At 61.1% G+C, this 26,109-nt stretch carries 20 protein-coding genes; 10 read left to right on the forward strand and 10 right to left on the reverse strand.

Annotated features, from left to right (window positions below):
* Positions 1-210 precede the first annotated feature (210 nt).
* The 7 genes from mnmA to IG627_RS18010 all read left to right on the forward strand — a co-directional run bounded on the left by mnmA (position 211) and on the right by IG627_RS18010 (position 7,276).
* A complete protein-coding gene (gene mnmA / locus IG627_RS17980) occupies positions 211-1,383 on the forward strand; it encodes a tRNA 2-thiouridine(34) synthase MnmA (RefSeq protein WP_193194217.1) in 1,173 nt (390 codons plus the stop codon).
* 9 nt (positions 1,384-1,392) lie between these two features.
* Positions 1,393-2,046, forward strand: coding sequence for a high frequency lysogenization protein HflD (gene hflD, locus IG627_RS17985; RefSeq protein WP_193194219.1), 654 nt, complete (start codon positions 1,393-1,395; stop codon positions 2,044-2,046).
* Positions 2,043-3,416 carry an adenylosuccinate lyase gene (gene purB / locus IG627_RS17990; protein ID WP_193194221.1) on the forward strand — a complete coding sequence of 458 codons (1,374 nt, stop codon included), beginning with the start codon at positions 2,043-2,045 and terminating at the stop codon, positions 3,414-3,416. Before hflD ends, purB begins: the two co-directional genes overlap by 4 nt.
* A gap of 148 nt (positions 3,417-3,564) precedes the next feature.
* Positions 3,565-4,689, forward strand: a complete 1,125-nt coding sequence (locus tag IG627_RS17995) for a cupin domain-containing protein (protein WP_226865405.1) — start codon at positions 3,565-3,567, stop codon at positions 4,687-4,689.
* Positions 4,690-4,691: 2 nt separating this feature from the next.
* On the forward strand, positions 4,692-5,114 hold the full coding sequence (locus tag IG627_RS18000; protein ID WP_193194225.1) for a GNAT family N-acetyltransferase: 423 nt from the start codon (positions 4,692-4,694) through the stop codon (positions 5,112-5,114).
* Entirely contained in the window at positions 5,107-5,586 is a 480-nt protein-coding gene (locus tag IG627_RS18005; protein ID WP_193194227.1) for a DUF7931 domain-containing protein, read from the forward strand. Before IG627_RS18000 ends, IG627_RS18005 begins: the two co-directional genes overlap by 8 nt.
* A 256-nt stretch (positions 5,587-5,842) precedes the next feature.
* Complete coding sequence (locus tag IG627_RS18010) at positions 5,843-7,276, forward strand: lytic polysaccharide monooxygenase auxiliary activity family 9 protein (protein ID WP_193194229.1); 1,434 nt, start codon at positions 5,843-5,845, stop codon at positions 7,274-7,276.
* 40 nt (positions 7,277-7,316) lie between these two features.
* Here the strand turns inward: IG627_RS18010 and IG627_RS18015 are convergent, their stop codons facing one another.
* The 4 genes from IG627_RS18015 to IG627_RS18030 all read right to left on the reverse strand — a co-directional run bounded on the left by IG627_RS18015 (position 7,317) and on the right by IG627_RS18030 (position 12,233).
* Positions 7,317-7,883, reverse strand: coding sequence for a flavodoxin family protein (locus IG627_RS18015; RefSeq protein ID WP_193194231.1), 567 nt, complete (start codon positions 7,881-7,883; stop codon positions 7,317-7,319).
* A complete protein-coding gene (locus IG627_RS18020; RefSeq protein WP_193194233.1) occupies positions 7,880-8,713 on the reverse strand; it encodes an arylamine N-acetyltransferase family protein in 834 nt (277 codons plus the stop codon). Before IG627_RS18020 ends, IG627_RS18015 begins: the two co-directional genes overlap by 4 nt.
* 145 nt (positions 8,714-8,858) lie before the next feature.
* Entirely contained in the window at positions 8,859-11,033 is a 2,175-nt protein-coding gene (locus IG627_RS18025; protein WP_193194235.1) for a malate synthase G, read from the reverse strand.
* A gap of 264 nt (positions 11,034-11,297) precedes the next feature.
* Positions 11,298-12,233, reverse strand: coding sequence for a LysR family transcriptional regulator (locus IG627_RS18030; protein WP_193194237.1), 936 nt, complete (start codon positions 12,231-12,233; stop codon positions 11,298-11,300).
* A gap of 115 nt (positions 12,234-12,348) precedes the next feature.
* Between IG627_RS18030 and IG627_RS18035 the strand changes: the two genes are divergently transcribed.
* Positions 12,349-13,947, forward strand: a complete 1,599-nt coding sequence (locus IG627_RS18035; protein ID WP_193194239.1) for an isocitrate lyase — start codon at positions 12,349-12,351, stop codon at positions 13,945-13,947.
* A 92-nt stretch (positions 13,948-14,039) separates the two neighbouring features.
* On the opposite strand, the gene IG627_RS18040 is transcribed toward IG627_RS18035, so the two are convergent.
* From IG627_RS18040 to ppsA, 6 genes are all read right to left on the reverse strand, one after another.
* Entirely contained in the window at positions 14,040-16,193 is a 2,154-nt protein-coding gene (locus IG627_RS18040) for an acetyl-CoA hydrolase/transferase C-terminal domain-containing protein (protein ID WP_319024604.1), read from the reverse strand.
* 149 nt (positions 16,194-16,342) lie between these two features.
* The gene (locus IG627_RS18045; protein ID WP_319024605.1) at positions 16,343-18,610 is read right to left on the reverse strand and encodes an acyl-CoA dehydrogenase; all 2,268 of its coding nucleotides are present in this window, start codon (positions 18,608-18,610) and stop codon (positions 16,343-16,345) included.
* A 57-nt stretch (positions 18,611-18,667) separates the two neighbouring features.
* On the reverse strand, positions 18,668-19,510 hold the full coding sequence (locus IG627_RS18050) for a DMT family transporter (RefSeq protein ID WP_193194244.1): 843 nt from the start codon (positions 19,508-19,510) through the stop codon (positions 18,668-18,670).
* Positions 19,511-19,554: 44 nt separating this feature from the next.
* Complete coding sequence (gene rraA, locus IG627_RS18055; RefSeq protein ID WP_193194246.1) at positions 19,555-20,040, reverse strand: ribonuclease E activity regulator RraA; 486 nt, start codon at positions 20,038-20,040, stop codon at positions 19,555-19,557.
* Positions 20,041-20,196: 156 nt separating this feature from the next.
* Positions 20,197-20,769: a L,D-transpeptidase gene (locus IG627_RS18060; RefSeq protein WP_193194248.1), complete on the reverse strand. Its 573-nt coding sequence runs from the start codon at positions 20,767-20,769 to the stop codon at positions 20,197-20,199.
* 435 nt (positions 20,770-21,204) lie between these two features.
* Positions 21,205-23,568 (reverse strand): phosphoenolpyruvate synthase, encoded by a 2,364-nt coding sequence (gene ppsA, locus IG627_RS18065; RefSeq protein WP_193194250.1) that lies wholly within the window; start codon positions 23,566-23,568, stop codon positions 21,205-21,207.
* A gap of 180 nt (positions 23,569-23,748) precedes the next feature.
* Here ppsA and ppsR point away from each other — a divergent pair, with 180 nt between their 5' ends.
* Together ppsR and pabB are read left to right on the forward strand one after the other, a co-directional pair.
* On the forward strand, positions 23,749-24,576 hold the full coding sequence (ppsR, locus tag IG627_RS18070) for a posphoenolpyruvate synthetase regulatory kinase/phosphorylase PpsR (protein WP_193194252.1): 828 nt from the start codon (positions 23,749-23,751) through the stop codon (positions 24,574-24,576).
* 106 nt (positions 24,577-24,682) lie between these two features.
* Positions 24,683-26,014 (forward strand): aminodeoxychorismate synthase component I, encoded by a 1,332-nt coding sequence (gene pabB / locus IG627_RS18075; RefSeq protein WP_193194254.1) that lies wholly within the window; start codon positions 24,683-24,685, stop codon positions 26,012-26,014.
* Positions 26,015-26,109: the final 95 nt, after the last annotated feature.

Raw genomic sequence — 26,109 nt, forward strand, 5'->3', positions numbered from 1 at the left:
GCACCCGGGGGAACAGCGACCGCAGCAGGCCTCCGCAGCCCCCCCGGCCAGCCCCCGGCGGGGCCCCCGGGGGCCCCGCCGACGCAGCTGAGCACGCCTTATCACCACTAAGCTATAGGGGGAGATCAAAGCAGTCTTGGTCACAGCCCCCTTTCACGGGTAAAATTCGCCCCCTTTTTATGGCCCAGTAGTAGCTGATCACCCTCTTCTATGCCTGAAACCACCACCAATAAGCCCCAGAGCGACCCTCCCCAGCGTGTCATTGTCGGCATGTCCGGCGGCGTGGACTCCTCCGTAGCCGCCCTGTTGTTGATACAGCAGGGCTATCAGGTGGAGGGCCTGTTCATGAAGAACTGGGACGAAGACGACGGCACCGAGTACTGCACCGCCAAGGCGGACCTGGCCGATGCCCAGGCGGTCTGTGAGCGGCTGGGGATCAAGCTGCACACCGCCAACTTCGCCGCCGAATACTGGGATCACGTATTCGAGTACTTCCTCGCCGAGTACAGGGCCGGGCGCACGCCGAATCCGGATATCCTCTGCAACCGCGAGATCAAGTTCAAGGTATTCCTGGAGTACGCCGAGGTGCTGGGGGCCGATGCCATCGCCACCGGCCACTATGCCCGGCGCCGGGATATCGACGGCCGCACCTACCTGCTCAAGGGGCAGGATGCAAACAAGGACCAGAGCTATTTCCTCCACGCGGTGGACGAGGCCGCCTTTGCCAAATCCCTCTTCCCGCTGGGTGAGCTGGAGAAGCCGGAGGTGCGCCGCATCGCCGAGGAAAATGGCTTTATTACCCACGACAAGAAGGACAGCACTGGCATCTGCTTTATCGGCGAGCGCCGCTTCAAGGATTTCCTCGAGCAGTACCTGCCGGCGCAACCGGGCGATATGGAGACCCCCGAAGGGGAGGTCATGGGCCGCCACGCCGGCCTGATGTACCACACGATCGGCCAGCGCCAGGGGCTGGGCATCGGCGGTGTCAAGGGCGCCGGCGAGGAACCCTGGTACGTACTGGGCAAGGATCTGCAGCGCAATATACTGATCGTCGCCCAGGGCGCCCACCACCCGCTGCTCTATGCCACCGGACTGGAGGCGACCCAGACCCACTGGATCAACGGCGCGGCACCGGCCGCGGTCCACGCCCAAGAGGGACTGCGCTGCAGGGCCAAGACCCGCTACCGCCAGCCGGACCAGGACTGCACTGTAAAGGCCAGGGAAAACGGCGATCTCCAGGTGACATTCGACGAGCCGCAGCGCGCGATCACACCCGGTCAGTCGATGGTGCTCTACGATGGAGAAATCTGTCTCGGCGGCGCCGTGATTGAAAAGGCCACCGGTATCGGCAAGGCCCTGCCCGAGAAGTATCAGAAGAATTAAGGAGCGAACTTGAGCAACTGGCGGGAACAGGCACTGGCGCTGGCGGGCATATTCCAGTCCGCAACCCTGGTGGAGCGTCTGGCGAAGACAGGCAACGCGCCCCAGGAGCAGCTGGAGACGGGTATCTACAGCCTGTTCCAGCTGAACCCGGACAATGCCGAGGCGGTGTTCGGCGGTGCGGACAAACTGCTGCCGGGCCTGAAAGTCTCCCGCCAGCTGCTGCAATCCCGCCAGCACCCGGAGTACACCGACTGCCTGCGCTACGCCCTGTCGATCCTGTACCTGCAGCGCCAGCTGAGCAAGAAGAACGACCTGTTGGCGATTATCGGCAGTCGGCTGGACAAGGCCAAAACCCAGGCCGAGCATTTCAGCCTGACCCACGAGAATGTATTTTCCAATCTCGCCAGCATCTACAGTGACACCCTGAGCACCTTCCGCTTTCGCATCCAGGTGCTGGGGGATTTCAATTACCTGCAACAGCAGCGCATCGCCAACCAGATTCGCACCATGCTGTTTGCCGGCGTGCGCGCTGCGACCCTGTGGCGCCAGCTGGGCGGTCGACGCCTGCACCTGTTGTTCCAGCGAAAGAAACTTTTAGCCGCGACCGACGCACTGATCGCGCAACTAGAATCTGCAAATTTACATTCCGGAGAGAAATCATGACAGTCGAGCTATCCGCCCTTACCGCGGTCTCCCCCATCGATGGACGCTACGAGAGCAAAACCGCACCGCTGCGGGATATCTTCAGCGAGTACGGCCTGATTCGGGCGCGGGTGGAAGTGGAGGTGCGCTGGCTGCAGAAACTCTCGCGGCACCCGGAAATTGAAGAGGTGCAGCTGTTCGGCGATACGGCCAACCAGCTGCTCGACGCCATAGTTGCGGAGTTTTCACTGGAAGATGCTGAACGCATCAAGGAAATCGAGCGCACCACCAATCACGACGTGAAGGCGGTGGAGTATTTCCTGAAAGAAAAAATCGGCGGCAGCGAGGAGCTGGCCAGGGTCGGTGAATTCGTGCACTTCGCCTGCACCTCCGAGGACATCAACAACCTGTCCCACGCGCTGATGCTGCGCGCCGGGCGCGACCAGGTGCTGCTGCCGGCGATGAACCAGATCGTCAGCGAAATCGCCGATCTGGCGAAGAATTTCGCCGATGTGCCGATGCTGTCGCGCACCCACGGCCAGACCGCCAGCCCCACCACCGTGGGCAAGGAACTCGCGAATGTGGTGGCGCGCCTGCGCCGCCAGGTGAAGCAGATTCACGAGGTGGAGCTACTGGGCAAGATCAACGGCGCCGTGGGCAACTACAATGCCCACCTTTCCGCCTATCCGGATGTGGACTGGCAGAAAAACGCGGAGGAGTTCGTCACTTCCCTGGGCCTGAGCTGGAACCCCTACACTACCCAGATCGAGCCCCACGACTATATCGCCGAGCTGTTCGATGCGATAGCGCGCTTCAATACCATCCTGATTGATTTCGATCGCGATATCTGGGGTTACATTTCCCTCGGCTACTTCAAGCAGAAAGTGGTCGCCGGCGAAGTGGGCTCCTCTACCATGCCGCACAAGGTAAACCCGATCGACTTCGAGAATTCCGAGGGCAACCTGGGTATCGCCAATGCGGTCTTCCAGCACCTGGCTGCGAAGCTGCCGGTTTCCCGCTGGCAGCGCGACCTGACCGATTCCACCGTGCTGCGCAATATGGGGGTCGGTGCAGGCTATTCCGTCATTGCCTATGCGGCCACACAGAAAGGCCTGGGCAAACTGGAAATCAACGAGGCGCGCCTCGCGGAAGACCTGGACAACGCCTGGGAGGTGCTGGCGGAGCCGATCCAGACGGTGATGCGCCGCTACAACATCGAAGAGCCCTACGAAAAACTGAAGGCGCTGACCCGCGGCCAGGGAATTACCCGGGAAACCCTGAAGACCTTTATCGAGAACCTGGAGATTCCGGCAGAGGCGAAGAATTCCCTGCATGCACTGACACCGGCCTCCTATATCGGCAATGCCGTGGAGCAGGCCAAAAGCATTTAGAGCCCCGGAGCGGCACTTTTGTAGGATGGGCAAAGCGCAGCGTGCCCATCAGCCTAAAATGATGGGCACGCTGCGCTTTGCCCATCCTGCGAATAACTGCCGTTAAGGACCTACTCTTGTGGTGAATCCACTTACCCATCTGGGCGAAATGCCCGTAGCCGATTTCCTTCGCGACTACTGGCAACAGAAACCCCTGCTGATCCGCAACGCCTTCCCCGACTTCGTCTCGCCGATTTCCGGCGAAGAGTTGGCGGGTATGGCACTGGAAGAGGCGGTCGAATCGCGCCTGGTTCTTGAACAGGGCGACGAGGGCCCCTGGCAGCTGCGCAACGGCCCCTTCACCGAAGAGGAATTCCTGGCGCTGCCGCGCACCCACTGGACGCTGCTGGTGCAGGCGGTGGACCAGTGGCTGTCGGAAGTGGCCGTGCTGAAGAAGTACTTCCGCTTTATTCCGGACTGGCGCCTCGACGATGTGATGATCAGTTACGCCGCCGACAAGGGCAGCGTCGGTCCTCACTTCGACTACTACGATGTTTTTCTGCTGCAGGCGGAGGGCAAGCGCCTCTGGCACCAGGGCCAGAAAGCGGACGAGACGACCCCGCGCCTGGAGGGCACGCCGCTCAATATCCTCAGCGAGTTCGAGGCACAGAACAGCTGGCTGCTGGAACCGGGCGACATGCTCTACCTGCCGCCGCAATTCAGCCACTGGGGCATTGCAGAGGGCGCCTGCACCACCATTTCCATCGGCTTCCGCGCCCCGTCCGCCAGCACTATCCTGGAAGACTTGGCTGCAGAGCTCGCCCACGGCCTGCCCCAGCACCTGCGCTATTCGGACCCGGGCATAGCTCCCACGAGCACCCCTGCAGAAATTGATGCGGAATCGGTCGCCCGCCTGCAGCAGCAATTGGGCGCCTGGCTGCAGCAGCCACAGAATATCGCCCAGTGGTTCGGCGCGGTGATGACCGAGGCCAAGTACCCGGACACAGTGGCACTGGATGCCGGTGAAGCCGAGGACTGGCGCGAACAGCTGGCGCAAGGCGCCGAGCTGGTGCTGAATCCCGCTTCCCGCTGCGCCTTCTGTCGCGAGCCGCAAACCCTGTTTGTGGATGGCGAATCCTTTTCGGCCCCCCTGCCCTTCGCCGAGCGCTTCTGTGAAAGCCACAGTATTGCCAGCGGCGACGTTGAAGCCTTTCCGGAGCTGGCGCAGACTGGCGGTGTTATCGATCAACTGGTGTCCCAGGGCACCCTGATCTACCCCCCGGAGGACTACTGAGCGTGGAAACCCTTATTCGCGCGGCGGACTGGAACGGCGACCGAGAACAGATTCGCGCTGTCCGTGAAGCCGTGTTTATTCTCGAGCAGAATGTAGATCCCGCTATCGAATGGGATGACCAGGAAGAGACTGCACAGCATTTTCTCGCGCTGCAGGGAGGCGAGCCGGTGGCTACCGGCCGCATCACGCGCACCGGCAAAATCGGTCGCATGGCGGTGGTCAAATCCCAGCGCGGCAGTGGCCTCGGCTTTCGCCTGCTGGAATTTATCTGCGAGCACGCGCGACAAAACGCTCATCAAAGTGTCTATCTGCACGCCCAGTGTCACGCCGAGGGTTTCTACCGCAAGGCCGGTTTTACGGCGGAAGGAGAGGAATTTACCGAAGCCGGGATTCCGCACATTAAAATGGTGCGCCGCTTTGACTGAGTCTGCGCTCCTGGAGGATATCGCCGGCTTTCGCGCGGCTTTGATAGAGCTCCTGGGCAGTGCGCGACGGGACTTGTGTATCTTCTCCGGACAGCTGGCCCGCCCCCTGTATCACGACAGTAAGGTGGTGGCGGCCCTGTCTGAATTTGCCCGCAGTAGCCGCTTTGCCGGGGTTCGCATACTGATTTGCGACAGCGATCCGATCGTGCGCCAGTTCCACCGCACCCACGCCCTGGCCCAGCGCCTCAGCACGCGGATAGAGATCCGCAAGATCCAGGCCACGGTGGATACACCGGATTGGGAATTTGCGCTTGCGGACGGGCTGCAGCTGCTCCAATGTGACGATCGCGAGCGTTGGCTGGGTACTTACCATCGAAACAACCAGGTGCGCGCGCGCAAGCTGCTGGACACATTCGAGCGAGACTGGCCGCTGGCCGCCGCCGACGCCAATCTCAGACGCCTGTCACTCTGACTCCGGCATCGTGATCTAATGCGCGCCAGTTCTGCGTACCGCGACGCAGATTCAGCAATTCTTACCCTCACTACCGCTATTTGGCGGCATTTCTTCCTTTGCATCTGTCGACATGGGGTTAGCATGGACTCCCGATGGCAGCGCTGTCATCGGTTATTCATTGCGCAACATCACCAGGCATCCCCGGCCGGCGTGTCGGTGGTTACACGGGGGCGCCTGGGAAAGCGACAAACAATAACAAAGGAGAAACATCAACATGCGTATTGGACTGCCCCTCACCCTTGCACTGGGAACGCTGCTGTGCGCTGACCGGCTGCTGGCCCACGGCACCATGGTGGTGCCGGAGAGCCGTGTCTACAACTGCTTCCTCAACAATCCGGAGAACCCCTCCGATCCGGCCTGCGCCGCCGCCAAGGAGGTCGCCGGTTCCCAGGCCTTCTACGACTGGAATGGCATCAACCAGGCAGCCGCCCACGGCAACCATCGCGATGTGGTGCCGGACGGCCAGCTTTGCGCTGGCGGCAATGCCAAATTCGCCGGCCTCGACCTGGCCCGCGGCGACTGGCAGGCGACACCGATCGCGCCCAAGCCCGACGGCACCTTCGATTTCGAGTTCTGGGGCACTGCCCCCCACGCCACTCAGGACTGGATTTTCTATGTAACCCAGCAGGGCTATGCAGCGGATGAACCACTCAAGTGGAGCGACCTGTTCGAATTCTGCCGCCTGGGCGATGTGCCGCTGGGCGCGGAGAGCCGCTACACCCTCAACTGTCCCCTGCCCCCGGTAACCGGCAAGCATGTGATCTACACCACCTGGCAGCGCTCCGACAGCGGTGAGGCCTTTTACACCTGCACCGATGTGATACTCGGCGATGGCGGCAGCAGCCCCTGGGCCGACGAGGGGCCCTTTACCGCCCAGGGCGATCTGGCCGAGGGCAGTACGGTGACACTGCGCCTGTTCAACGGTAGCGGTAACGATATGGAGAGTGTGCAGCATACGGTTGCGGCCGGGGCCACTTCGGCCGGCGACTGGGCCTATGCCTTTGCGCAGACAATCAACAGCCAGTCCCAGTATGCGCGCGTCGGCGTGCTGGACCCGGATAGCGGAGATATTTCGCCGGTGGCTGCCGCCAGTGGTAACCGGGTCTACACCCAGGCAAGCCTCAATCTGAGCCACGAAATCGATATCCAGGTACCCGACGGCAACAGCGCTCCCCTGGCCGCTGTCAGTGCGAATCCGGCATCGGTGACGGGCGCCGGCAGTGTGAACCTTTCGGCCGCGGCTTCCAGCGATGCGGATGGCGATGCGCTCAGCTACAGTTGGACGATTGTCTCCGGCAGCGGCGCCAGTCTCAGCAACAGCAGCGGTGAATCCGTGACACTGGACCTGCAGTCGCCGGCGCAGAACCAGACGGTGACAGTCCAGGTCACGGTCAGCGACGGCGAGCTCAGCGACGGCGCCAGTGTGGATATCGAGCACAATACTGACAGTGGCGGAGGCGATTACGACTACGCCTACCCCGATGGCATCGGCAGCTACGTGCCCGGGGAGACGGTGGTACTGGGCAGCGACGGCAACAGGTATCAATGCCGCCCCTTCCCCGAGGGGGGCTGGTGCAACGTCAACAGTCCCCACCATTATGCACCGGGTACCGGCGCCAACTGGCAGGACGCCTGGACGCCGCTCTAGAGAGAAGGAACAGGCCCTTCCCGCCAAAGGAGAGGACCTGTTAGCTGGTGGGGCCTGTGGCGAGCCCCGCCACCCTCTCGCCCAGATACATGGCGGTGAGCCTGTCCAACCGGTGCACGCCGCCCGCATCTGTCTGCAACGCAATCAGCCCGGACTGGGCGCCCATACGATTGCGGCCGTAGCTGTCCCAGCCGGTGGGCAGGTCAATGCCAGCCCACAGCATGCCGTGCTGACTGGCGAAAACCTGCAGTGTCTGAACGCAATTCAGCTGGTCGCCGCTGGGACTGGAACCGATGGTGAAACCGGCGGCGAGTTTGCCCGCCCAGGCACGCTCGCTGTAGCGATCGCTGCTCGCGTCCATAAACGCCTTGAACTGAGCGGAAACGGATCCCATAAAAGTCGGCGAGCCGAAGAGGATTCCATCGCAGGTATCCAGCTGCCGCATTATTTCGCCGTTGGTGTAGCGGCCCCGGTCTATATCGGTGCCTTCAATCTTCAACACCGCTGCCTCGGCGCCCGCGACCGAGTGAACGCCGGCCGCTACCGCTTTGGCCAGGATTTCGGTGGTGCCGGTAGCTGAGTGGTAGACGACGGCAAGTCGGCTCATGCCTGCTCCTCCCGCGGGGCAAACAGGCTGGCGAGCGCGCTGTCCACCTCGGGGGCGTCGGGCACCTCTATCTTGAAAACGTCGGCCAGGGTCTCGCGTAACTCCTGCGGGCTCGCTATCCTAAAAACCATCTTCGGCCCCTTGCGCGGGTAATAGCTCAGCTCGCGGTTGCGCAGTGTGTGGCGACCGCCGGCGAATGCGCGTGCCACCACAAGCTCCCGAACAAAGTGCGACGCCGGATGGGTGGAGCAGTACCAGTTGAATACCTTGTAATCGCCGGCGGTCTTCTTCTTCTGGTCGAAGCGGTATACCGGCAACCAGAGTCCATCGATTCTGGTTTCCAGCAGATAGTCACCTTCGGTCCCGCACAACCGGTAGACACCGTGGCTGGTGGCTTGCTCGGTTTCTATATCCAGTCGCAGTGGTGCGGTGGGCGTCTGGGAGCCGAAGCCGACATCCACCAGGTAGGGAATACCCGCTATTTCCGCGCGCAGCATCATATGGGACTGGGCCGGCTGGTGGTTAGTCGGCACCTGCCACAGCACCCGCGCCGCCAGCCCGGTAACGGTTATGCCGATGCCTTCCAGTACCGCGCGAAACAGGTTGTTCTGTTCATAGCAGTAACCGCCCCGCCTCTCGCGCACCAGCTTGCGCTCCACCAATGGCAGATCGATTTCCACCGGCCAGCCGAGAAAAGGATTCAGATTTTCAAACGGGATGGACTGGGTGTGAAGGGCGATGAGTGCTCTCACCGTCTCCAGGTCCGGCGATGCGTCGCCGGAATAACCGATGCGCTGGAAGTAAGCATTGAGATCTATTGCTGCTTTCATACGGGCTGTTCCTGTATACCGATGAATGATGCGCGCAGCTTAGGACCTCAAGCAAGGTTAAGGTCAAGAGGGAATTCAGGGAACGGCACCGGGTGCACTCACGGGAAATTCTGGCAATCAAAAAAGGCCCCGCGGGGCCTTTTGTTTAAGCAAACTTCGCCTTGAACTCTCGGCGGCGGCGGTGCAATACCGGCTCGGTGTAGCCGTTCGGCTGGGCGCAGCCCTCGAAAACCAGTTCGCAGGCGGCCTGGAAGGCGATACTGTCGTCGTAATTGGGCGACATGTCGCGGTAGCCGGAATCGCCGGCGTTCTGGCGGTCCACCACCGCAGCCATGCGCTGCATGGTTTCCAATACCTGCTCACTGGTGACCACACCCTGTTTCAGCCAGTTGGCGATATGCTGGGAGGAGATACGCAGGGTGGCCCTATCTTCCATCAGGCCCACATCGTTGATATCCGGTACCTTGGAGCAGCCAACACCCTGCTCCACCCAGCGCACCACATAGCCGAGAATACCCTGGGCATTGTTGTCCAGCTCGCGCTGGATTTCCTCGGCACTCCAATCGGTATTCTCGCTCACCGGCACCGTCAGGATATCGTCCAGGCTGGCGTGGGGGCGGCCAGCCAGTTCCTGCTGGCGTTTGGCCACGTCCACCTTGTGATAGTGCAGCGCGTGCAGCGTGGCGGCGGTCGGCGACGGTACCCAGGCGGTGTTGGCGCCGGCCATCGGATGTGCCAGCTTGGCGTGCATCATCGCCGCCATCTGGTCCGGAATCGGCCACATGCCCTTGCCGATCTGCGCCCTGCCCTTGAGCCCTGTGGCCAGACCCACGTCGACATTCCAGTCCTCGTAGGCGGAGATCCACTTGGACTGCTTCATATCGCCCTTGCGGATCATTGGACCGGCGAGCATGGAAGTGTGGATTTCATCCCCGGTGCGATCCAGGAAGCCGGTATTGATAAAGACCACCCGCTCCCTGGCTGCGGCGATACAGGCTTTGAGGTTGACGGTGGTGCGGCGTTCCTCGTCCATGATCCCCATCTTCAGGGTGTTGCGCTCGAGGCCCAGTGCGTCCTCGATGCGATCGAAGAGCGTATTGGCAAAGGCCACTTCCTCAGGCCCATGCATCTTCGGCTTGACGATATAGATACTGCCAGTGCGGGAATTTTTTACGGTGTTCTTGCCGCGGATATCGTGCAGCGCAATGAGGCTGGTAATCATGCCGTCGAGAAGCCCCTCTGGTACTTCGTTGCCGGCGCCATCGAGTACTGCGTCGTTGGTCATCAGGTGACCGACATTGCGCACAAACATCAGGCTGCGCCCGGGCAGCGCAATGGGGTTGCCATTTGGCGATGTGTATTCTCGATCGACATTCAGTTTGCGCTCGAAGGTCTTGTCGCCCTTGCGGATGGACTCCTTCAGGTCGCCCTTCATCAGGCCCAACCAGTTGCGATAGACAACCACCTTGTCTTCCGCGTCCACTGCGGCGACGGAATCCTCACAGTCCATAATGGTGGTCAGCGCAGATTCCAGCAGAATATCCTTGACCCCGGCCGCATCGGTACTGCCGATCGGGCTCTCGCGGTCTATCTGGATCTCGAAGTGCAGTCCGTGCTGTTTCAGCAGGATGGCTTCCGAACTGTCGATATCGCCCCTGAAGCCGGCAAACTGCCTGGACTTCTGCAACGTGGCGATATCGCCGTTGGCCAGCTCCACTTCCAGCAGCGAGCCGTTGATACGGTATTCCACCGCGTCCTTGTGGCTGCCGCAGGTCAGCGGCGCAGACTGGTCGAGAAATTCCCGCGCATACTGGACTACCTTGGCGCCGCGGGCCGGATTGTACTGGCCTCCCTTTTCGGCACCGCCCTCTTCGCTGATCACGTCAGTGCCATAGAGAGCGTCGTAGAGACTGCCCCAGCGGGCATTGGCCGCGTTCAGTGCGTAGCGGGCATTCATCACCGGCACAACCAGTTGCGGGCCGGCCATGGTGGCAATCTCTTCGTCGACGTCGATCGTGGCCGCAGCGAAATCCGCCGGCTCGTCCACCAGGTAGTCGATCTCGTGCAGGAATGTCCTGTATTTCTCCAGGTCACGGTAGGCGCCGGGATTGTCGCTGTACCAGTGATCAATTTTTTCCTGTATCTGATCGCGTTTTTCCAGCAATGAGCGGTTCACCGGCGCCAGGTCACGGACAATCTTTTCAAACTCGGCCCAGAAGACATCGGCACTGACCCCGGTACCGGGAATCACTTCCTCGTTGACCAGTTTGTGCAGCGCTGATGCGATTTGAAGTTCGCCGATTTGGACTCGTTCCGTCATTTCCGGGCCTCTCACAGATTGTTGGAACTCAAAGGTTAGAGTTGCGGCATTCTAAACAGCCGCTTCGTCATATCGCTAATTTATAGGCGGAATTTCCGCTATTCACATTCTGAATTTTATCCGGACACAGGCCCCGCCGTCATCCGCCTGAACCAGGTCCGGCTATGGGCGAACACAAGGTTCGCCCGCACAGAAGCCGGTTGTGCCCAGGGATCAATGCGAAAGCCCTGCTGTCTCTGTGTCGACGGCAGATCTTGAAAGTCTCTACAGCTGTCGACCGATATCCAGAATCAACCGCCGCAGCCAGCGGTGCGGTGCGCTCTGCTGCAGCAGCGGGCTCCAGGCCATCTTCAACTCCAGCGGTGGAATCTCCAGCGGTGGGTCGCGGCGCACTACGCGCGGGTTGTCGCTGGCCAGCTGGGCCAGGCGCGTGGGGACTGTGACCAGAAGGTCACTCTGCTCGGCCAGCAGCATGGCCACCTGGTAGTGGCGGGTGAACACCGAGATATCGCGCTTCTCACCCAGGCGCCCTATGGCTTCATCCACCCAGCCGAGGCGCTGTACGTCCTCCGGGTTGACGCCCACCCCGACCCCCATGCCGGTCTTGCTGACCCAGATATGCTGGGCCTGCAGATAGCTTTGCAGATTGTAGTCCCCGAGAATCGGGTTATCGGCGCGCATCACGCAGGAGAAGGAATCGCGCCAGACCGTCGCCTGGTGGAAGCTCTGGGGCATGCTGTCGAAGCGGTTGATCACCATATCCACCTTGCCCTGCTCCACATCCACGAAACTGACGTCGCTGGGGGTCATGATATCCAGGCTGATACCCGGGGCACCCTCGCGCAGCTGCTTCAGCAGCGGGGGAATCAGCGTGGATTCGGCGTAGTCACTGGCCATAATGCGGAAGGTGCGCCGCGCCTCCATCGGGTCGAAATCCCGGTTGGGCTGGATTACCCGATCGATGGAAGCCAGCGCCTCGCGCACCATCGGCTGCAGCTCCAGGGCCCGCTCCGTGGGCATCATGCCCTCGCGGGTGCGCACCAGCAGCGGGTCGTCAAACAGCTCCCGCAGGCGCTTGAGACCATTACTCATCGCGGGCTGGGACAGGCCCAGGTAGTTGGCGGCGCGGGTTACATTGCGCTCACGCAACAGCACATCCAGGTAGACCAGCAGGTTCAGATCGGCTCTTTCCAGGTTCATACGGTATTCGTGCGGCTGATAGCGAAAATAAAATCAATAAATTGGGCAAATTATGCCATTACTCCTAAGATACTCAACACTTATTCGCAGTCACCATTTTTGAGGAAACACAGCCATGTCCACCTACTCCCAGGAAATTGAAGCGGCAGCAAAGCTCTGCGATGCCAATGGCAGCGCCTGGAACGCCATTAGCCCCGAATCTGTGGCACGTATGCGCCTCCAGAACAAGTTCCATACCGGTCTGGATATCGCCAAGTACACCGCCGATATCATGCGCAACGACATGGCTGCCTACGACAAGGATTGCACCAAGTACACCCAGTCACTGGGATGCTGGCACGGCTTTATCGGCCAGCAGAAGATGATTTCCATCAAGAAGCACTTCGAAGGCAAGACTGACCGCCGCTACCTATACCTGTCCGGCTGGATGGTCGCCGCCCTGCGCAGCGAATTCGGCCCGCTGCCGGACCAGTCCATGCACGAAAAGACGGCAGTACCGGCGCTGATCGAAGAGCTCTACACTTTCCTGCGCCAGGCGGATGCGCGTGAGCTGGGCGGCCTGTTCCGCGAACTGGACGCCGCCCGCGAGGCCGGCAACAAAGAGGCGGAAAAGGCGCTGATCGACAAGATCGACAACCATGTTACCCATGTGGTGCCCATCATCGCCGATATCGATGCCGGTTTTGGCAACGCGGAAGCCACCTACCTGCTGGCCAAGAAGTTCATCGAAGCCGGTGCCTGCTGCATCCAGATTGAAAATCAGGTCTCCGACGAGAAGCAGTGCGGCCACCAGGACGGTAAAGTGACCGTTCCCCACGAGGAGTTCCTGGCCAAGATCCGCGCCGTGCGCTACGCCTTCCTGGAGCTGGGTGTCGACAACGGCGTAATCGTCGCCCGTACCGACTCCCTCGGCGCCGGCCTGACCAAGCAGATCGCCGTGACCAAGGAGTCCGGCGACCTGGGCGACCAGTACAACGCCTTCCTGGATTGCGAAGAGGTGGCTCCCGGTGACCTGTCCAATGGCGATGTCATCATCAACCGCGACGGCAAGCTACTGCGTCCCAAGCGCCTGGCTTCCAACCTGTTCCAGTTCCGCCAGGGCACCGGCGAGGCGCGCTGCATTCTGGACAGCGTGACTTCCCTGCAGAACGGTGCCGACCTGATCTGGATCGAAACCGAGAAGCCCCATGTGCGCCAGATCGGCGCCATGATGGACGAAATCCGCAAGCAGGTTCCGAATGCCAAGCTGGTGTACAACAACAGCCCGTCCTTCAACTGGACCCTGAACTTCCGCCAGCAGGTATTCGATGCCTGGAAAGAGGAAGGCAAGGATGTTTCCGCCTACGACCGCGACATGCTGATGAGCGCCGAGTACGACAATACCGAATTGTCCGCGGCGGCCGATGAGAAGATCCGCACCTTCCAGGCGGATGCGTCCCGCGAAGCAGGCATCTTCCACCACCTGATCACACTGCCGACATACCACACCGCCGCCCTGTCTACCGACAACCTGGCGAAAGAGTACTTCGGCGAGAAGGGCATGCTGGGTTACGTCGAAGGTGTACAACGCAAGGAGATCCGCCAGGGTATCGCCTGTGTCAAACACCAGAACATGGCCGGCTCCGATATGGGTGACGACCACAAGGAGTACTTTGCCGGGGAGGCCGCGCTGAAGGCCGCGGGTAAAGACAACACCATGAACCAGTTCGGCTAATTACGGCGAACAGGGTTCAGAAAGAGCGAGAATCGCCAACCTCTGTATTTTTCACTCACTTCCGGGGCCACTTTGTGGCCCCTTTTTTTGTTTCAATCCTGGCGCAGCGGGCGGCGCAGGTCGATAAACCTGTGCAGTGCCCCCGCGACCACATAACCCTCGAGGCGGTGTTCGTAGGTGTCGGTACGCTCGAATTCCATGCGCTTCAGGCAGCGGTGTATCCAGGCGTGCTTCTCTGAATGGTCCCTCCACAGCCGACGCCCGGCCAGCACCAGGGGCAACGTCTTCCACCAGTGCCTGCTGCCGGCTTTCAGTTGTTTCAGGGCTATGGCCAGCAGCGCCTCCTCATCGGTGAAGTCGCTGCCCAACGGGAAATAGGGCAACAACTGCAGGCGCTTTGCGTCATTGAAGGCGGCATTGATCCTGTCCGGCGTATTGGCAGTGAACTCCAGCGGCAGTGTATAGTCCTTCTCCACCTTGCCCGCGCTCTTGGCCTTTTCCAGTAACCCTTCCTGGAACTGCGAGTCGCAGATACACAGCATCGCCACCATTACATCCCTGTCGCTCCTGCCACGCAGGTCGGCGACGCCGTATTCCGTAACCACTAGATCGCGCAGGTGCCGGGGAATGGTTGTGTGCGGGTATTCCCAGACGATATTGCTCTTGCGGTCCCCGCTGCTCAGGCGGGTACTGGGCAGGGCGATGATGGAGCGCCCGCCCGGCAACTCGTGGGCCTGAGCCACAAAGTTATACTGCCCCCCTACTCCGCTCACCACCTGGTTGTCCGCAAGACCGTCCGATACCACGGCGCCGGCCAGTGTGACCATCATGGCCGAGTTGATGAAACGGGCTTTCTGGCGCTGGGCGCTTTTCATTTCCCGGTCCCGCTGCAGGTCGTTGATAAAATCGATCGCCGTCATGCAGATGCCCGCGCGCTCTTCATCGGGCAGCTCGCGCAGCTCCCGGTACATGGATTCCGGACCCAGGTAAAACCCGCCGTGCAGCCAGGTGCCCCCGCATATTCTTTTGTTGAGGCAACTCCCCAGCAGGCGCCGCCGCCCGTGTTCGCTGTGCAGGTCGCATTCCTCTTCCTCCCCCTCCGGGGTCAGCAGCTTGTGCCCGCGCCAGCTGTAACTGGGATCGACTATGCCGAGTTTCTGCAGAAACGCCGTATCGCCGGGCGTGAGCGGGCAACTAATGCGGCCGCAATTTTTCAGCGCCAGCAGTGTCTCCTCGTTGACGGCAGTGGAAATTTCGTCGCTGTCGATAAGCTTTTGCAGGGCCGCATCCGGGTAGACCTCGCGCGTCATCACCCGGGCGCGGCGCAGGTGCAGGAAGCCGGGCGGCACCATTTCACTGGCGCCGTAGAGTCCCTGCCGGAAAGGTTCCAGCATTGGCGGCAACTTCTGCCGCAACTGCAGGGTGTCGTCGCTGGTCAGGTCCTGCACCATCTCGCGAAACAGGTCGTTGTCGGTCTGGCGTAGTCGCAGCGCGTGACAGACAGCATCCCCGAGCGCGCCTATACCCACCTGCAGGGTGCCGCCATCGGCAACCAGGCTAGCGATATGGAAGGCGAGCGCATAGTCGGTCAGATCGACCGGAAGGGATGGTGCCGCGAAGAGCGGAGTGTCAAAGGTTTCGCCCTCGAGCAGGAAATCGAAGTCCGTCGCCGGGATCTCCGCGTCGCCCCCCATAAAAGGCAGCTGTGCATTGGCCTCGCCGACCAGCAGCAGCTGGTATTGGTCCCGCGACCGCGCCATTTCCAGCAGCGGCAGGGTCAGGTCGGGGTTACAGCTGAGGCTGTAGTTGTCGCCCTGCCCGCCCGGCGCCACCATCTGGGCAATCACATTGACGCCGCGATCCAACAGGTCCCGCGGCACATGGGTGTAATTGGCGCTCACGTAATTCTGCTGTGCGTTGGCATTGTCCAGGTAGGCGCCGGGCTGCATGAAAAATTCGCACACCTCGATATTGTTCGGCAGCAGCCCCCTGCGGCGCGCGGGCGTATAGCCGAGGTCCTGGTAGCGGTTGTAGAGGCGATCCAGCAGTGGCTGTACAAAGCGCCGGCCTATCTCGCCGTACCCTATGGGCCTCTCCAGGGTCAGCGCGGTAAAGATCGTCAGGGAGATGGATGCATCTGCGGCAGCGCGCGCGTAGAGGGCGTTGGCGAAATGGTTGGCCTTGCCGACGCCCAGCGGCAGGCCGAGCACGATGCGCTTGCCGACCGTTTCCAGTACTGCGTCCACACACTTTTCCGCGCAGTCGAATCGCTGAGGTTTGTCAGTGGCAGACTGGTTCATTGGCACCTACGCGAGAAAATCGTTTCTGTAGGAAAGGCCCATGGCCGGTCGGTGTAGTGAGCCTTCCCCGGCATGATCGCGGCCATGGGCCGCTCCTACAGTGCGCCGGACTTGACCGGGCTCAGCTTATCGAAGTGATCCACCTGAATCGCCATATCCACCGCGTCGGCGGTTTCGCGCAGGCTCGCGGCTTCCTCCTCGCTGATCAGCTTTTTGTCCAGGCCCTCATCCACCGCCTGCAGATTCAGGGCGCGGATACCGCCCTTCTTCAGTTTTTCCCTGGCCTCTTCGCTGGCGCAGACCCTGTTGAAAGCCTGCTCCACCAGGTCGACGCCATCGCCGGGATTACCCAGGAAGACGCCCCTGGTCAGCCGGTCGCGGGTCTCGGAAGGCGTCATCAAGAGTTCCGCGCAAGCGCGTGCCTGGCGATCGGATGCCGTGTGTATGCTGTGCCCCCATGGCATGGTGAGGAAGTGCATCAGCTGGCCGAGGAAATGGCGGGGGAAATTCTGGAACACCTCCAGCAGGCTGACCTCGATACGGTGCAGGCCGGCGCGCATGGCGAACTCCAGCAGTGGCTGATCCTCTTTCGGGCTGCCGTCATCCTTGAAGCGCTTCAGGGTACAGCTGAGCAGGTACAGCTCGCTCAGGACATCGCCGAGGCGCGAGGAGATCAATTCCTTGCGTTTGAGTTCACCGCCGAGGGACATCAACGATACCTCTGTGACCAGGGTCAGTATCGCCGAGTAGCGGTTCAGCTGCCGATAGTACTTGGCTGCCTTGCCCACCCCCCGGGGACTGCTGGCAAAGAGCCCGACCGTCCAGCCGTGGAAAACGGCGCGGGCAAATGTCTTGATCTGGAACCAGAGATGCTTTGGCAGCAGCTCGTCCAGTGCCTCTATACCGGCTTCCTTGTCCGGGTTTTCGGCCGCCATCATCTCCTCCAGCAGGTAGGGATGGCAGCGGATGGCGCCCTGGCCGAATATCATCAGGCTGCGGGTGAGGATATTGGCCCCTTCGACCGTTATGGCGACCGGCACTGCGCGGTAGACGTTGCCGATATAGTTCAGTGGCCCGTCCATGATCGCCTTGCCGGCATGGATATCCATGGCGTCGTCGATCGCCTGGCGCAGGCCCTGGGTGGCGTGGAATTTCATGATGGCCGACACGACTGCCGGTTTGCGCCCCTGGTCCAGGGCCCGAGTGGTGGTCTTGTGTGCGCTATCCAGCACATAGGCGATGCCGGCGATCTCTGCCAGGCGCCGCTGCACCCCCTCGAACTTGCCGATCGGAATGCCAAACTGCTCGCGGATGCGGGCATAGGCGCCGGTGGTGCGCGCGGACATTTTGGCGCCGCCGGTAGAGAGGGATGGCAGTGAGATACCGCGCCCGGCGGCCAGCGCGCTCATCAGCATATGCCAGCCGCGACCGACATTCTCCTGGCCACCGATGATCCACTCCATCGGCACAAATACATCCTTGCCCCAGTTGGGTCCGTTCTGGAACGCCTGCATGGCCGGCAGGTGGCGCTGGCCGATGGTGACGCCCTCCGTATCCGTCGGCACCAGGGCGACGGTGATACCCAGCGCCTCCCGGTCGCCGAGAATATGGTCCGGGTCGTAGAGCTTGAAGGCGAGGCCGAGTATGGTGGCCACGGGGCCCAGAGTGATATAGCGCTTGTGCCAGTTGACGCGCATACCCAGTGTCTTCTCGCCCTTGTACTCGCCGTAGCAGACGATACCACTGTCCACCATGGCGGCGGCATCGGAACCGGCCTCGGGGCTGGTCAGCCCGAAACAGGGAATCTCGCGACCGTCGGCCAGGCGCGGCAGGTAGTACTGCTTCTGCTCTTCGGTACCGTGGGCCATCAGCAGCTCCCCCGGTCCGAGGGAGTTGGGCACCATCACGGTGACGCCGACACAGGTACTACGGGTGGAAATCTTGGTGACTATCTCCGCGTGAGCCGTTGGAGAGAAGCCAAGCCCGCCGAATTCCTTCGGGATGATAATGCCGAAAAAGCGCTCCCCTTTCAGGTAATCCCAGACATCCTTGGGAATGCAGCGGTCCTCGAAACTGATCTTCCAGTCATCCACCATGCGGCACAGCTCCTCAACCGGGCCGTCGAGAAAGGCCTGCTCCTCTTCGCTCAGTGTCGGTGGCCCCATCTTGAGCAGCTGCTCCCAGTCCGGCTTGCCGGACAGCAGCTGTGCATCCCACCAGATCTCGCCGGCTTCCATGGCTTCGCGCTCTGTGTCGGAGATTGGCGGCAGAACTTTCTTGATCAGGTTGTGCAGTGGGCCGGTGATCCACTTTTTACGCAGGTCGCTCATTTTCACCATCCATGTGACAGAGAGCCGCAACACGAAAAAACGCGCCGCGGGTCGGTGACGGGCATCAGCTGACAATGATAGGTGACGATCTTACGCGATTGCCAGGGCGCCTATTCCGGTAAAGATAATCAGCGCGGCAATCAACCGGCGGGTGGAAAAGCGCTCGTTCAGGACGTAGACGGAGATCACCGAGGCGAAGAGGATGCTGGCCTCCCGGGTAGCGGCGACGGCGGCCACCGGCATAACGGATGTTGCCCAGAGCGCGATGGCGAAGCCGCCCGAGGCCAGGACACCGGAAGCAGAGCCCCGCAGCAGGTTTGTGCGCGCGAAGGCAAAGCCGCGCAGCGGCTGGGTCAGGAGGACTGCGAGCAGAATACCCGCGCCCGAAAGTATCTCCAGCCAGGCGACAAAACTCAGGGGGTGGGCGACGGCGCGTACGCCCGCAGCGCCCAGTGTCGTATAACCGGTGATGGCAATTCCGGTACCCAGTGACAAGAGTATGCCGCCGCGCGATACCCGCAGCTCTTTCAGGATCAATGCGAAAATGCCGCAGGTGACCAGCAGCACACCGGTGAGCTGCATTGGCAACAGGGATTCATCCAGGAACAGCAGCGCCGCCATCGCCACCAGCAGCGGCGTCACGCCGCGGGCAATGGGATAGGCCGTTCCGTAGTCCAGGGCGCGGTAGGAGTGGGTCAGCAGGAAAAAATAGAGATACTGAAAAAGTGCCCCGCCCAGCAGGAATCCGAAGGCTTCCGGTCCCGGCAGTGGCAGCTGCGTCGCAAGCGCCATGCCAATTAACAGGCCGACGCTGCGGATCATCGCCAGCTGCAGGAAGCCCTCGGCGCTGTGTTTGACCACCGCGTTCCATGCGGCGTGGGCCAGCGCCGACAGGAGGACCAGCCCGTATACGAGTGTTTCCGGTACTACCAAGTTTATAAGCTCTAGTCTTCTGCTCTCGGCGCCGGATTTCCGCCTTACGCGCTTGCCAGGGGCTGCGGGGAAACGATAACGCCGTTATTGTCTGCGTAAAGATATTCACCAGGCCTGAAGGTCACCCCGCCAAAAGTCACGGCCAGATCTCTCTCGCCGATCCCTTTCTTGTCGGTTTTCATCGGGTGTGTTCCCAGTGCCTGTACTCCTAACTCTAGTCCAGAAATCTGGTCCACATCGCGAATACAACCGTACATGACGATACCTTCCCAGCCGTTGGCGCAGGCTTTCTCTGCCAGCATGTCGCCGAGGCAGGCGCGGCGCATGGAGCCCCCGGCATCCACCACAAGCACCTTGCCTTTCCCTACCTCCGCTACCAGCTCGCGCACCAGGGAGTTATCCTCGAAGCACTTTATGGTCACTATCTGTCCGCCAAACTGCTCGCGGCCACCATAGTTGATAAACATCGGCTCGACGACCTGCACCAGCTCGGGGTGGGCATCGCAGAGGTCTGGAGTGGAAATAGCCATGGGTTCCCTCTTTCAATGAAATTACTGGAGAGGGAGATAATAGCGATTCATTTGGCCGACTGCAGTTTGGGAATGAAATACCGGGCATTACCGCCATGGATAACACCCGGTTGTGCGCGGCCGGACTGACCGCAAGTTCCAAACAGGCCTTGGCGACTAGTAGCTCACCCTTACCGGAGTGCCGACACGGGCATGCTGATAGAACTTCCGTGCCATATGCGGCGGCATGCGTACGCAGCCGTGGGAGGCGGGATAGTTGGGTACATGTCCGGAAGCGTGCAGACCGATACCGCCATTAAAGCGAATGTAGTTATTCATCTTGGCGCCGCGGTAGTAGGTTCCCGGCGGGCGGCGGTCCTTGCGCGTATTCACGTCGGCCTTGACGACTCGGCCCGTGCGCATATCGACAAAGCTACCATAAATCGTAGAGCGATGATTGGGGTGTTTCGATAGTACGCGAAAATGCCCGGGACCAGTGCTGTAACCTTTCTTGCCAGACGACACCTTGGACACACCTACAAGCTTGCCGCCCTTATAGAAATAGGCGCGCTGCTCGCTCAAGTTGATTTTGATTGATGCGGATCCAGAGGAGTTCATTGCCGCCTGGTCGTCAAACCAGTTGACACCGCGGGGATTGGCCAAGGCCGAAGGCAGGGCCAAGATAAATGCCAGGCAGAGTGCCAGGTTGGCGAATACAAGTGGGTTCTGATTTCGTCTTCTCGAGTGCATGGCTCACCTCAACGACTCTATCCGATTGAAAACGCCCGGCCGAAAAAATAGCCCGCCCGGAATCAACCTTGTTTCCCGGCGCTGCTTGGTAATTTTCCGCCCCGGGAAAGCGCCCTTTGCGCAAAGAGACCAACGCAGTTTCTGCATTGTGCCCCCGGCGTTGGGCTAATTCGATTCTATCGAGGGCATTTTGGTTGCTTAGATTGAATTATTCTCTGCGATCGCAGAGTTATTGGGATGGCGCTTGAACTTAAGGTGCGCCCGAAGAAACAGCCACAGAAATAGCAGGAAAAAATCGGGCAATTGACCTGTGACACTGCAACAGGAGTCTAAGAATCGGTCGTATTGCGATCGGGTTAAGATGGGATTTTTTGTATGTGCGCCGGGCGTCTTACAAGGAAAAAGCGGCCCAACCGGGCCGCTTCAGGTGAAAAATCAATCTTCCTGATTGGCCAGGAATAGCCAGGTATCAACTGCGGTATCCGGGTTCAGGGAAACACTGTCTATCCCCTCATCCATCAGCCAGCGGGCGAAATCCTTGTGGTCTGAAGGGCCCTGGCCGCAGATGCCGACGTATTTGCCGGCTTTCTTGCACGCCTGAATGGCACGGGACAGCAGCGCCTTGACCGCCGGATTGCGCTCGTCGAACAGGTCCGCCACCAGGCCGGAGTCCCGATCCAGGCCCAGGGTCAACTGGGTCAGATCGTTGGATCCGATGGAGAAACCGTCAAAATGCTGCAGGAATTCCTCCGCCAACAGCGCGTTGGAAGGCAGCTCGCACATCATGATGATTTTCAGTCCACCTTCGCCCCGCTTGAGACCGTTCTCGGCCAGCAGGCCGACGACCTCGGCGGCCTCCTCGGGAGTGCGTACGAAGGGCACCATGATCTCCACATTGGTGAGCCCCATCTCGTCGCGCACTTTTTTAAGCGCGCGGCACTCCAGCGCGAAACACTGGCGGAAGTCCGCCGAGCGGTAGCGGGCCGCACCGCGGAAGCCGAGCATCGGGTTCTCCTCACTGGGCTCGTACAGCTGTCCGCCGACCAGGTGGGCGTACTCGTTGGACTTGAAGTCCGACAGGCGCACTATGACGCGGTTGGGCGCAAAGGCCGCGGCCAGGGTCGCGATACCCTCGACCAGCTTCTCGACAATAAAGTCTTCCGGCGAGGCGTAGCCGCCGATGCGCTCGCGAATATTCTGCTGCAGTTCGTCCGGCAGGCTGTCCAGTTCCAGCAGCGCCTTGGGGTGAATGCCAATCATGCGGTTGAGGATAAACTCCAGTCGCGCCAGGCCCACGCCCTGGTTGGGCAGGTGGCTGAAGGCAAAAGCGCGGTCCGGATTGCCGACATTCAGCATGATCTTGAACGGCAGATCCGGCATCTCGCTGACTTCGGTCTCCTCGCGTTCGAAATTCAATTCACCGGACATCACGAAGCCGGCGTCACCCTCGGCGCAGGACACTGTCACCGGCGTGCCGCTCGCCAGCTTCTCAGTGGCGTCGCCACAGCCCACCACGGCGGGAATACCCAATTCACGGGCGATGATTGCCGCGTGACAGGTGCGACCACCGCGGTTAGTGACAATGGCACTGGCCTTTTTCAGCACCGGCTCCCAGTCCGGGTCGGTCATATCCGTAACCAGCACCTCGCCGTCCTGCATCGCCGCCATATCCTCGACGGATTCCAGCACGCGCACCGGGCCTGCGCCGATACGCTGGCCGATGGCGCGACCCTCGCAGAGCACCTCACCCCTTTCGCGCAGATGGTAGCGTTCGATGCTGGTGCCCTGATCGCGGGAGCGCACTGTCTCCGGGCGCGCCTGGACGATAAACAGCTCGCCGCTATCGCCGTCCTTGGCCCACTCGATATCCATCGGGCGGCCGTAGTGTTCCTCGATCTTGCGTGCCTGCAGGGCCAGGCTGGTCAGCTCCTCGTCGCTGAGGGCGAAACGCTGGCGGTCCTCATCGGCCACAGGTACTGTTTTGACCGAGCGGCCACAGTCGCCGCTCTGGTCGTAGACCATCTTGATCGCCTTGCTGCCGCGGTTGCGGCGCAGTATCGCCGGGCGGCCGGCATCCAGGGCTGGCTTGTAAAGGTAGAACTCATCCGGATTGACCGCACCCTGTACCACAGTCTCACCGAGGCCGAAGGCGGCGGTAATGAAGATCACATCGCGAAAGCCGCTTTCGGTATCCAGGGTGAACATCACCCCGGCAGCGCCCGTCTCGCTGCGTACCATATGCTGGATACCAGCCGACAGGGCCACGCCGGCGTGGGCATAGCCGGTGTGCACCCGGTAGGCAATGGCGCGGTCGTTATACAGGGACGCGAATACCTCGTGCACCGCTTGCAGCACCGCGTCGATACCGCGGATATTCAGGAAGGTCTCCTGCTGGCCGGCGAAAGAGGCATCCGGCAGGTCCTCTGCGGTCGCCGAGGAGCGCACTGCCACTGCGGTCTCGCCGCCCCCCAGGGCCTCGTAGCCATTCCGGATCTCCTGTTCCAGCTGGGCCGGGAAAGGCGTATCCAGGATCCAGCCGCGGATCTCTTCACCGGCCTTGGCCAGCGCACTCACATCACCCACGTCCAGCGATTGCAGGCGCTCGGCAATACGCTGCTCCAGTTTCTCGTGGGCCAGGAATGCGCGGAAGGCATCCGCGGTGGTGGCAAAGCCGCCGGGCACGCTGACCCCGGCGCCGGCCAGGGAGGAGATCATCTCGCCGAGCGATGCGTTCTTACCGCCGACCTTGTCGACATCCCCCATACCCAGTTGTGCGAATTCGATGGTGAAGTTCGTCAAGTGAAGACCCTCTGCAGCAGGATTGAAGGCGCCCGATTATAAGGATGAGGCTTGTAAAAAATAGCCCGAAAAACGCGGATAAAATGTAAAATCCTGTTGTAAATTTTCTACAAGAATCGGCGCGACCATAGCGTCAAAACGCATTACACTGCCGTCTGGCAAACTGGATCCGGAAGACACATGGCCATTGACAAACGCACCGCATTTTTTATTTCCGACGGCACAGGCCTGACGGTGGAAGCCATAGGTCACAGCCTGCTGGCACAATTCCGCGATCAACAGGTGGAGCAGGTCACCCTGCCCTACGTGGATTCCAGCGAGAAGGTACAACAGGTCCTGCGCAGGATCGAGAAGGCGGCGACGGAATCGGGGTTGCAGCCGATCATGATTACCAGCATCGTCGACCACCAGATTCGCCAGGAACTGCACCGCAGTTCCGCACTGATGCTGGACGTATTCGAGAGTTACCTGACACCCCTGGCCAACCTTTTCGGCCGCGATCCCGCGCAGTCGGTGAACGTTTCCCACGGCATTGCCAACGACCGCCGCTACAGCGACCGCATCGAGGCGGTGCACTTTGCGATGGATAACGACGACGGTCGCCGTGTGCGCGAGTTCGAGCGCGCCGACGTCATCCTTGTCGGCGTATCGCGCTCCGGCAAGACGCCGACCTGCCTGTATCTGGCCCTGCAGTTCGGACTGCGCGCCGCCAACTACCCCATCACCGAAGAGGATATGGATTCGACGGCCCTGCCGAAGATACTGCGCCCCTATCGCGACAAGTTGTTCGGCCTCACCATAGATCCGCGCAGACTGATGCAGATACGCCAGGAGCGGCGCGCCAACAGCCGCTACGCTTCAATGGAGCAGTGCGAGTTCGAGGTCAGGCAGGTGGAGCAAATGCTGCGGCGGGCGCAGGTGCCCTTCCTGAATGCAACCCAGCTGTCAGTGGAGGAGCTGGCCACGCGCCTGATGTCCCAGGCCGGTATCGAGCGGCGCGTCGATTGAATGGTCGGTGATGTGTGATGAAAGCCGGAAGACAAACAGGGTGGTCGTTGCAGCCGGTTTACGCTAATGTGCGCCGCTTTCCGGCTTCAGTCGCCTGTATTCTGTAATGCAAATCGTCTCCCTGCCCTACTCCGTTAACACCGCCGTCGCCTTCCAGGCGGTCTCCGACCTTCCGGCCCCCGTATGGCTGGACAGTGGTCGCCCGCTGGCAAGCGGCGGGCGCTACGACATTATCAGCGCGGATCCGATCCAGACCCTGGAATTGCAGGCGGACAGCGACGAGCCATTTGTGCAATTGGACGACCTCTTGTGCGAACTCAGCCCCCAGGATATGGATGCGCAGCTGCCCTTCTGCGGAGGCGCCATTGGCTATGCGGGTTACGAGCTGGGTATGCAGGGCAATTTCCTGCCTTACGACCGGCGCCCAACAGATCTGCCCGCAGGCTTTTTCGGCCTCTACAGCTGGGCCCTGATCGTCGATCACCAGTTGTGCGCCAGCCATCTGGTGTTCCACCCGGCCTGTACCCGCGTACAGGTGCGTGACCTGGTTGCCCGCCTTACCGCGGTGCGCTGGCAGACGGAGCCCAGAGAGGGGGCCTTCAGACTGCTTGGCCCCTTCGAGCACGAGTTCACCCCGCAAGATTACCGGGCCAGGGTGGCCAGGATCCTGGACTATATCGCCGCCGGTGACATCTACCAGGCCAACTTTACCCAGCGATTTGGTACCGGCTACGAGGGTGATCTCTTCGCCGCCTACCTGGCCCTGCGCGGCCGCGCTGCCGGGCCTTTTTCCGCCTATATGGACCTGCCCCGGGGCAAATTGCTGAGCCTGTCCCCGGAACGTTTTATCCGCGCCGACGGCAACAGCCTGCAGACAGAGCCGATCAAGGGCACGGCTGCGAGAAATTCGGATGCTGCCGAGGACGCCCGCGTCGCAAAGGCACTGCAGGCGAGCGCCAAGGACAGGGCGGAAAACCTGATGATCGTGGACCTGCTGCGCAACGATTTTGGTAAGCTGTGCCGGCGCGGCAGCGTGCGGGTACCGCAGCTGTTCCAGCTGGCCAGCTTCGCCAATGTCCACCACCTGGTCAGTACCATTACCGGCGAGCTGTCGGAGGAATACAGCTTCGCCGATCTGCTGGGCGCCTGCTTCCCCGGAGGCTCCATCACCGGTGCTCCCAAACGCCGCGCCATGCAGATTATCGGCGAGCTGGAATCGAGCCCGCGCGGGGCCTATTGCGGCAGTGTCGGGTATCTGAGCAGCTGCGGTCGCGCCGACACCAATATTGCCATTCGCACCTTCACGGCCAGCGATGGCCGCATCACCTGCGCCGCCGGCGGCGGTATCGTCGCCGATTCGGATCCCGCCGCAGAGCATGAGGAATGCCTGGCCAAGGTGCGACTGCTACTGGAGACCGTCGAACAGTTCCCGGGCTGATCCCCCTGTAGATACTCTGTTGCAAAACAAGCTTTTATTGTCTCGTCATACCGGCGAAGGCCGGTATCCAGTTCGGTGGCACCTGGATTCCGGCC

This window comes from Microbulbifer taiwanensis, from assembly GCF_014904815.1.
Taxonomy (GTDB): domain Bacteria; phylum Pseudomonadota; class Gammaproteobacteria; order Pseudomonadales; family Cellvibrionaceae; genus Microbulbifer; species Microbulbifer taiwanensis.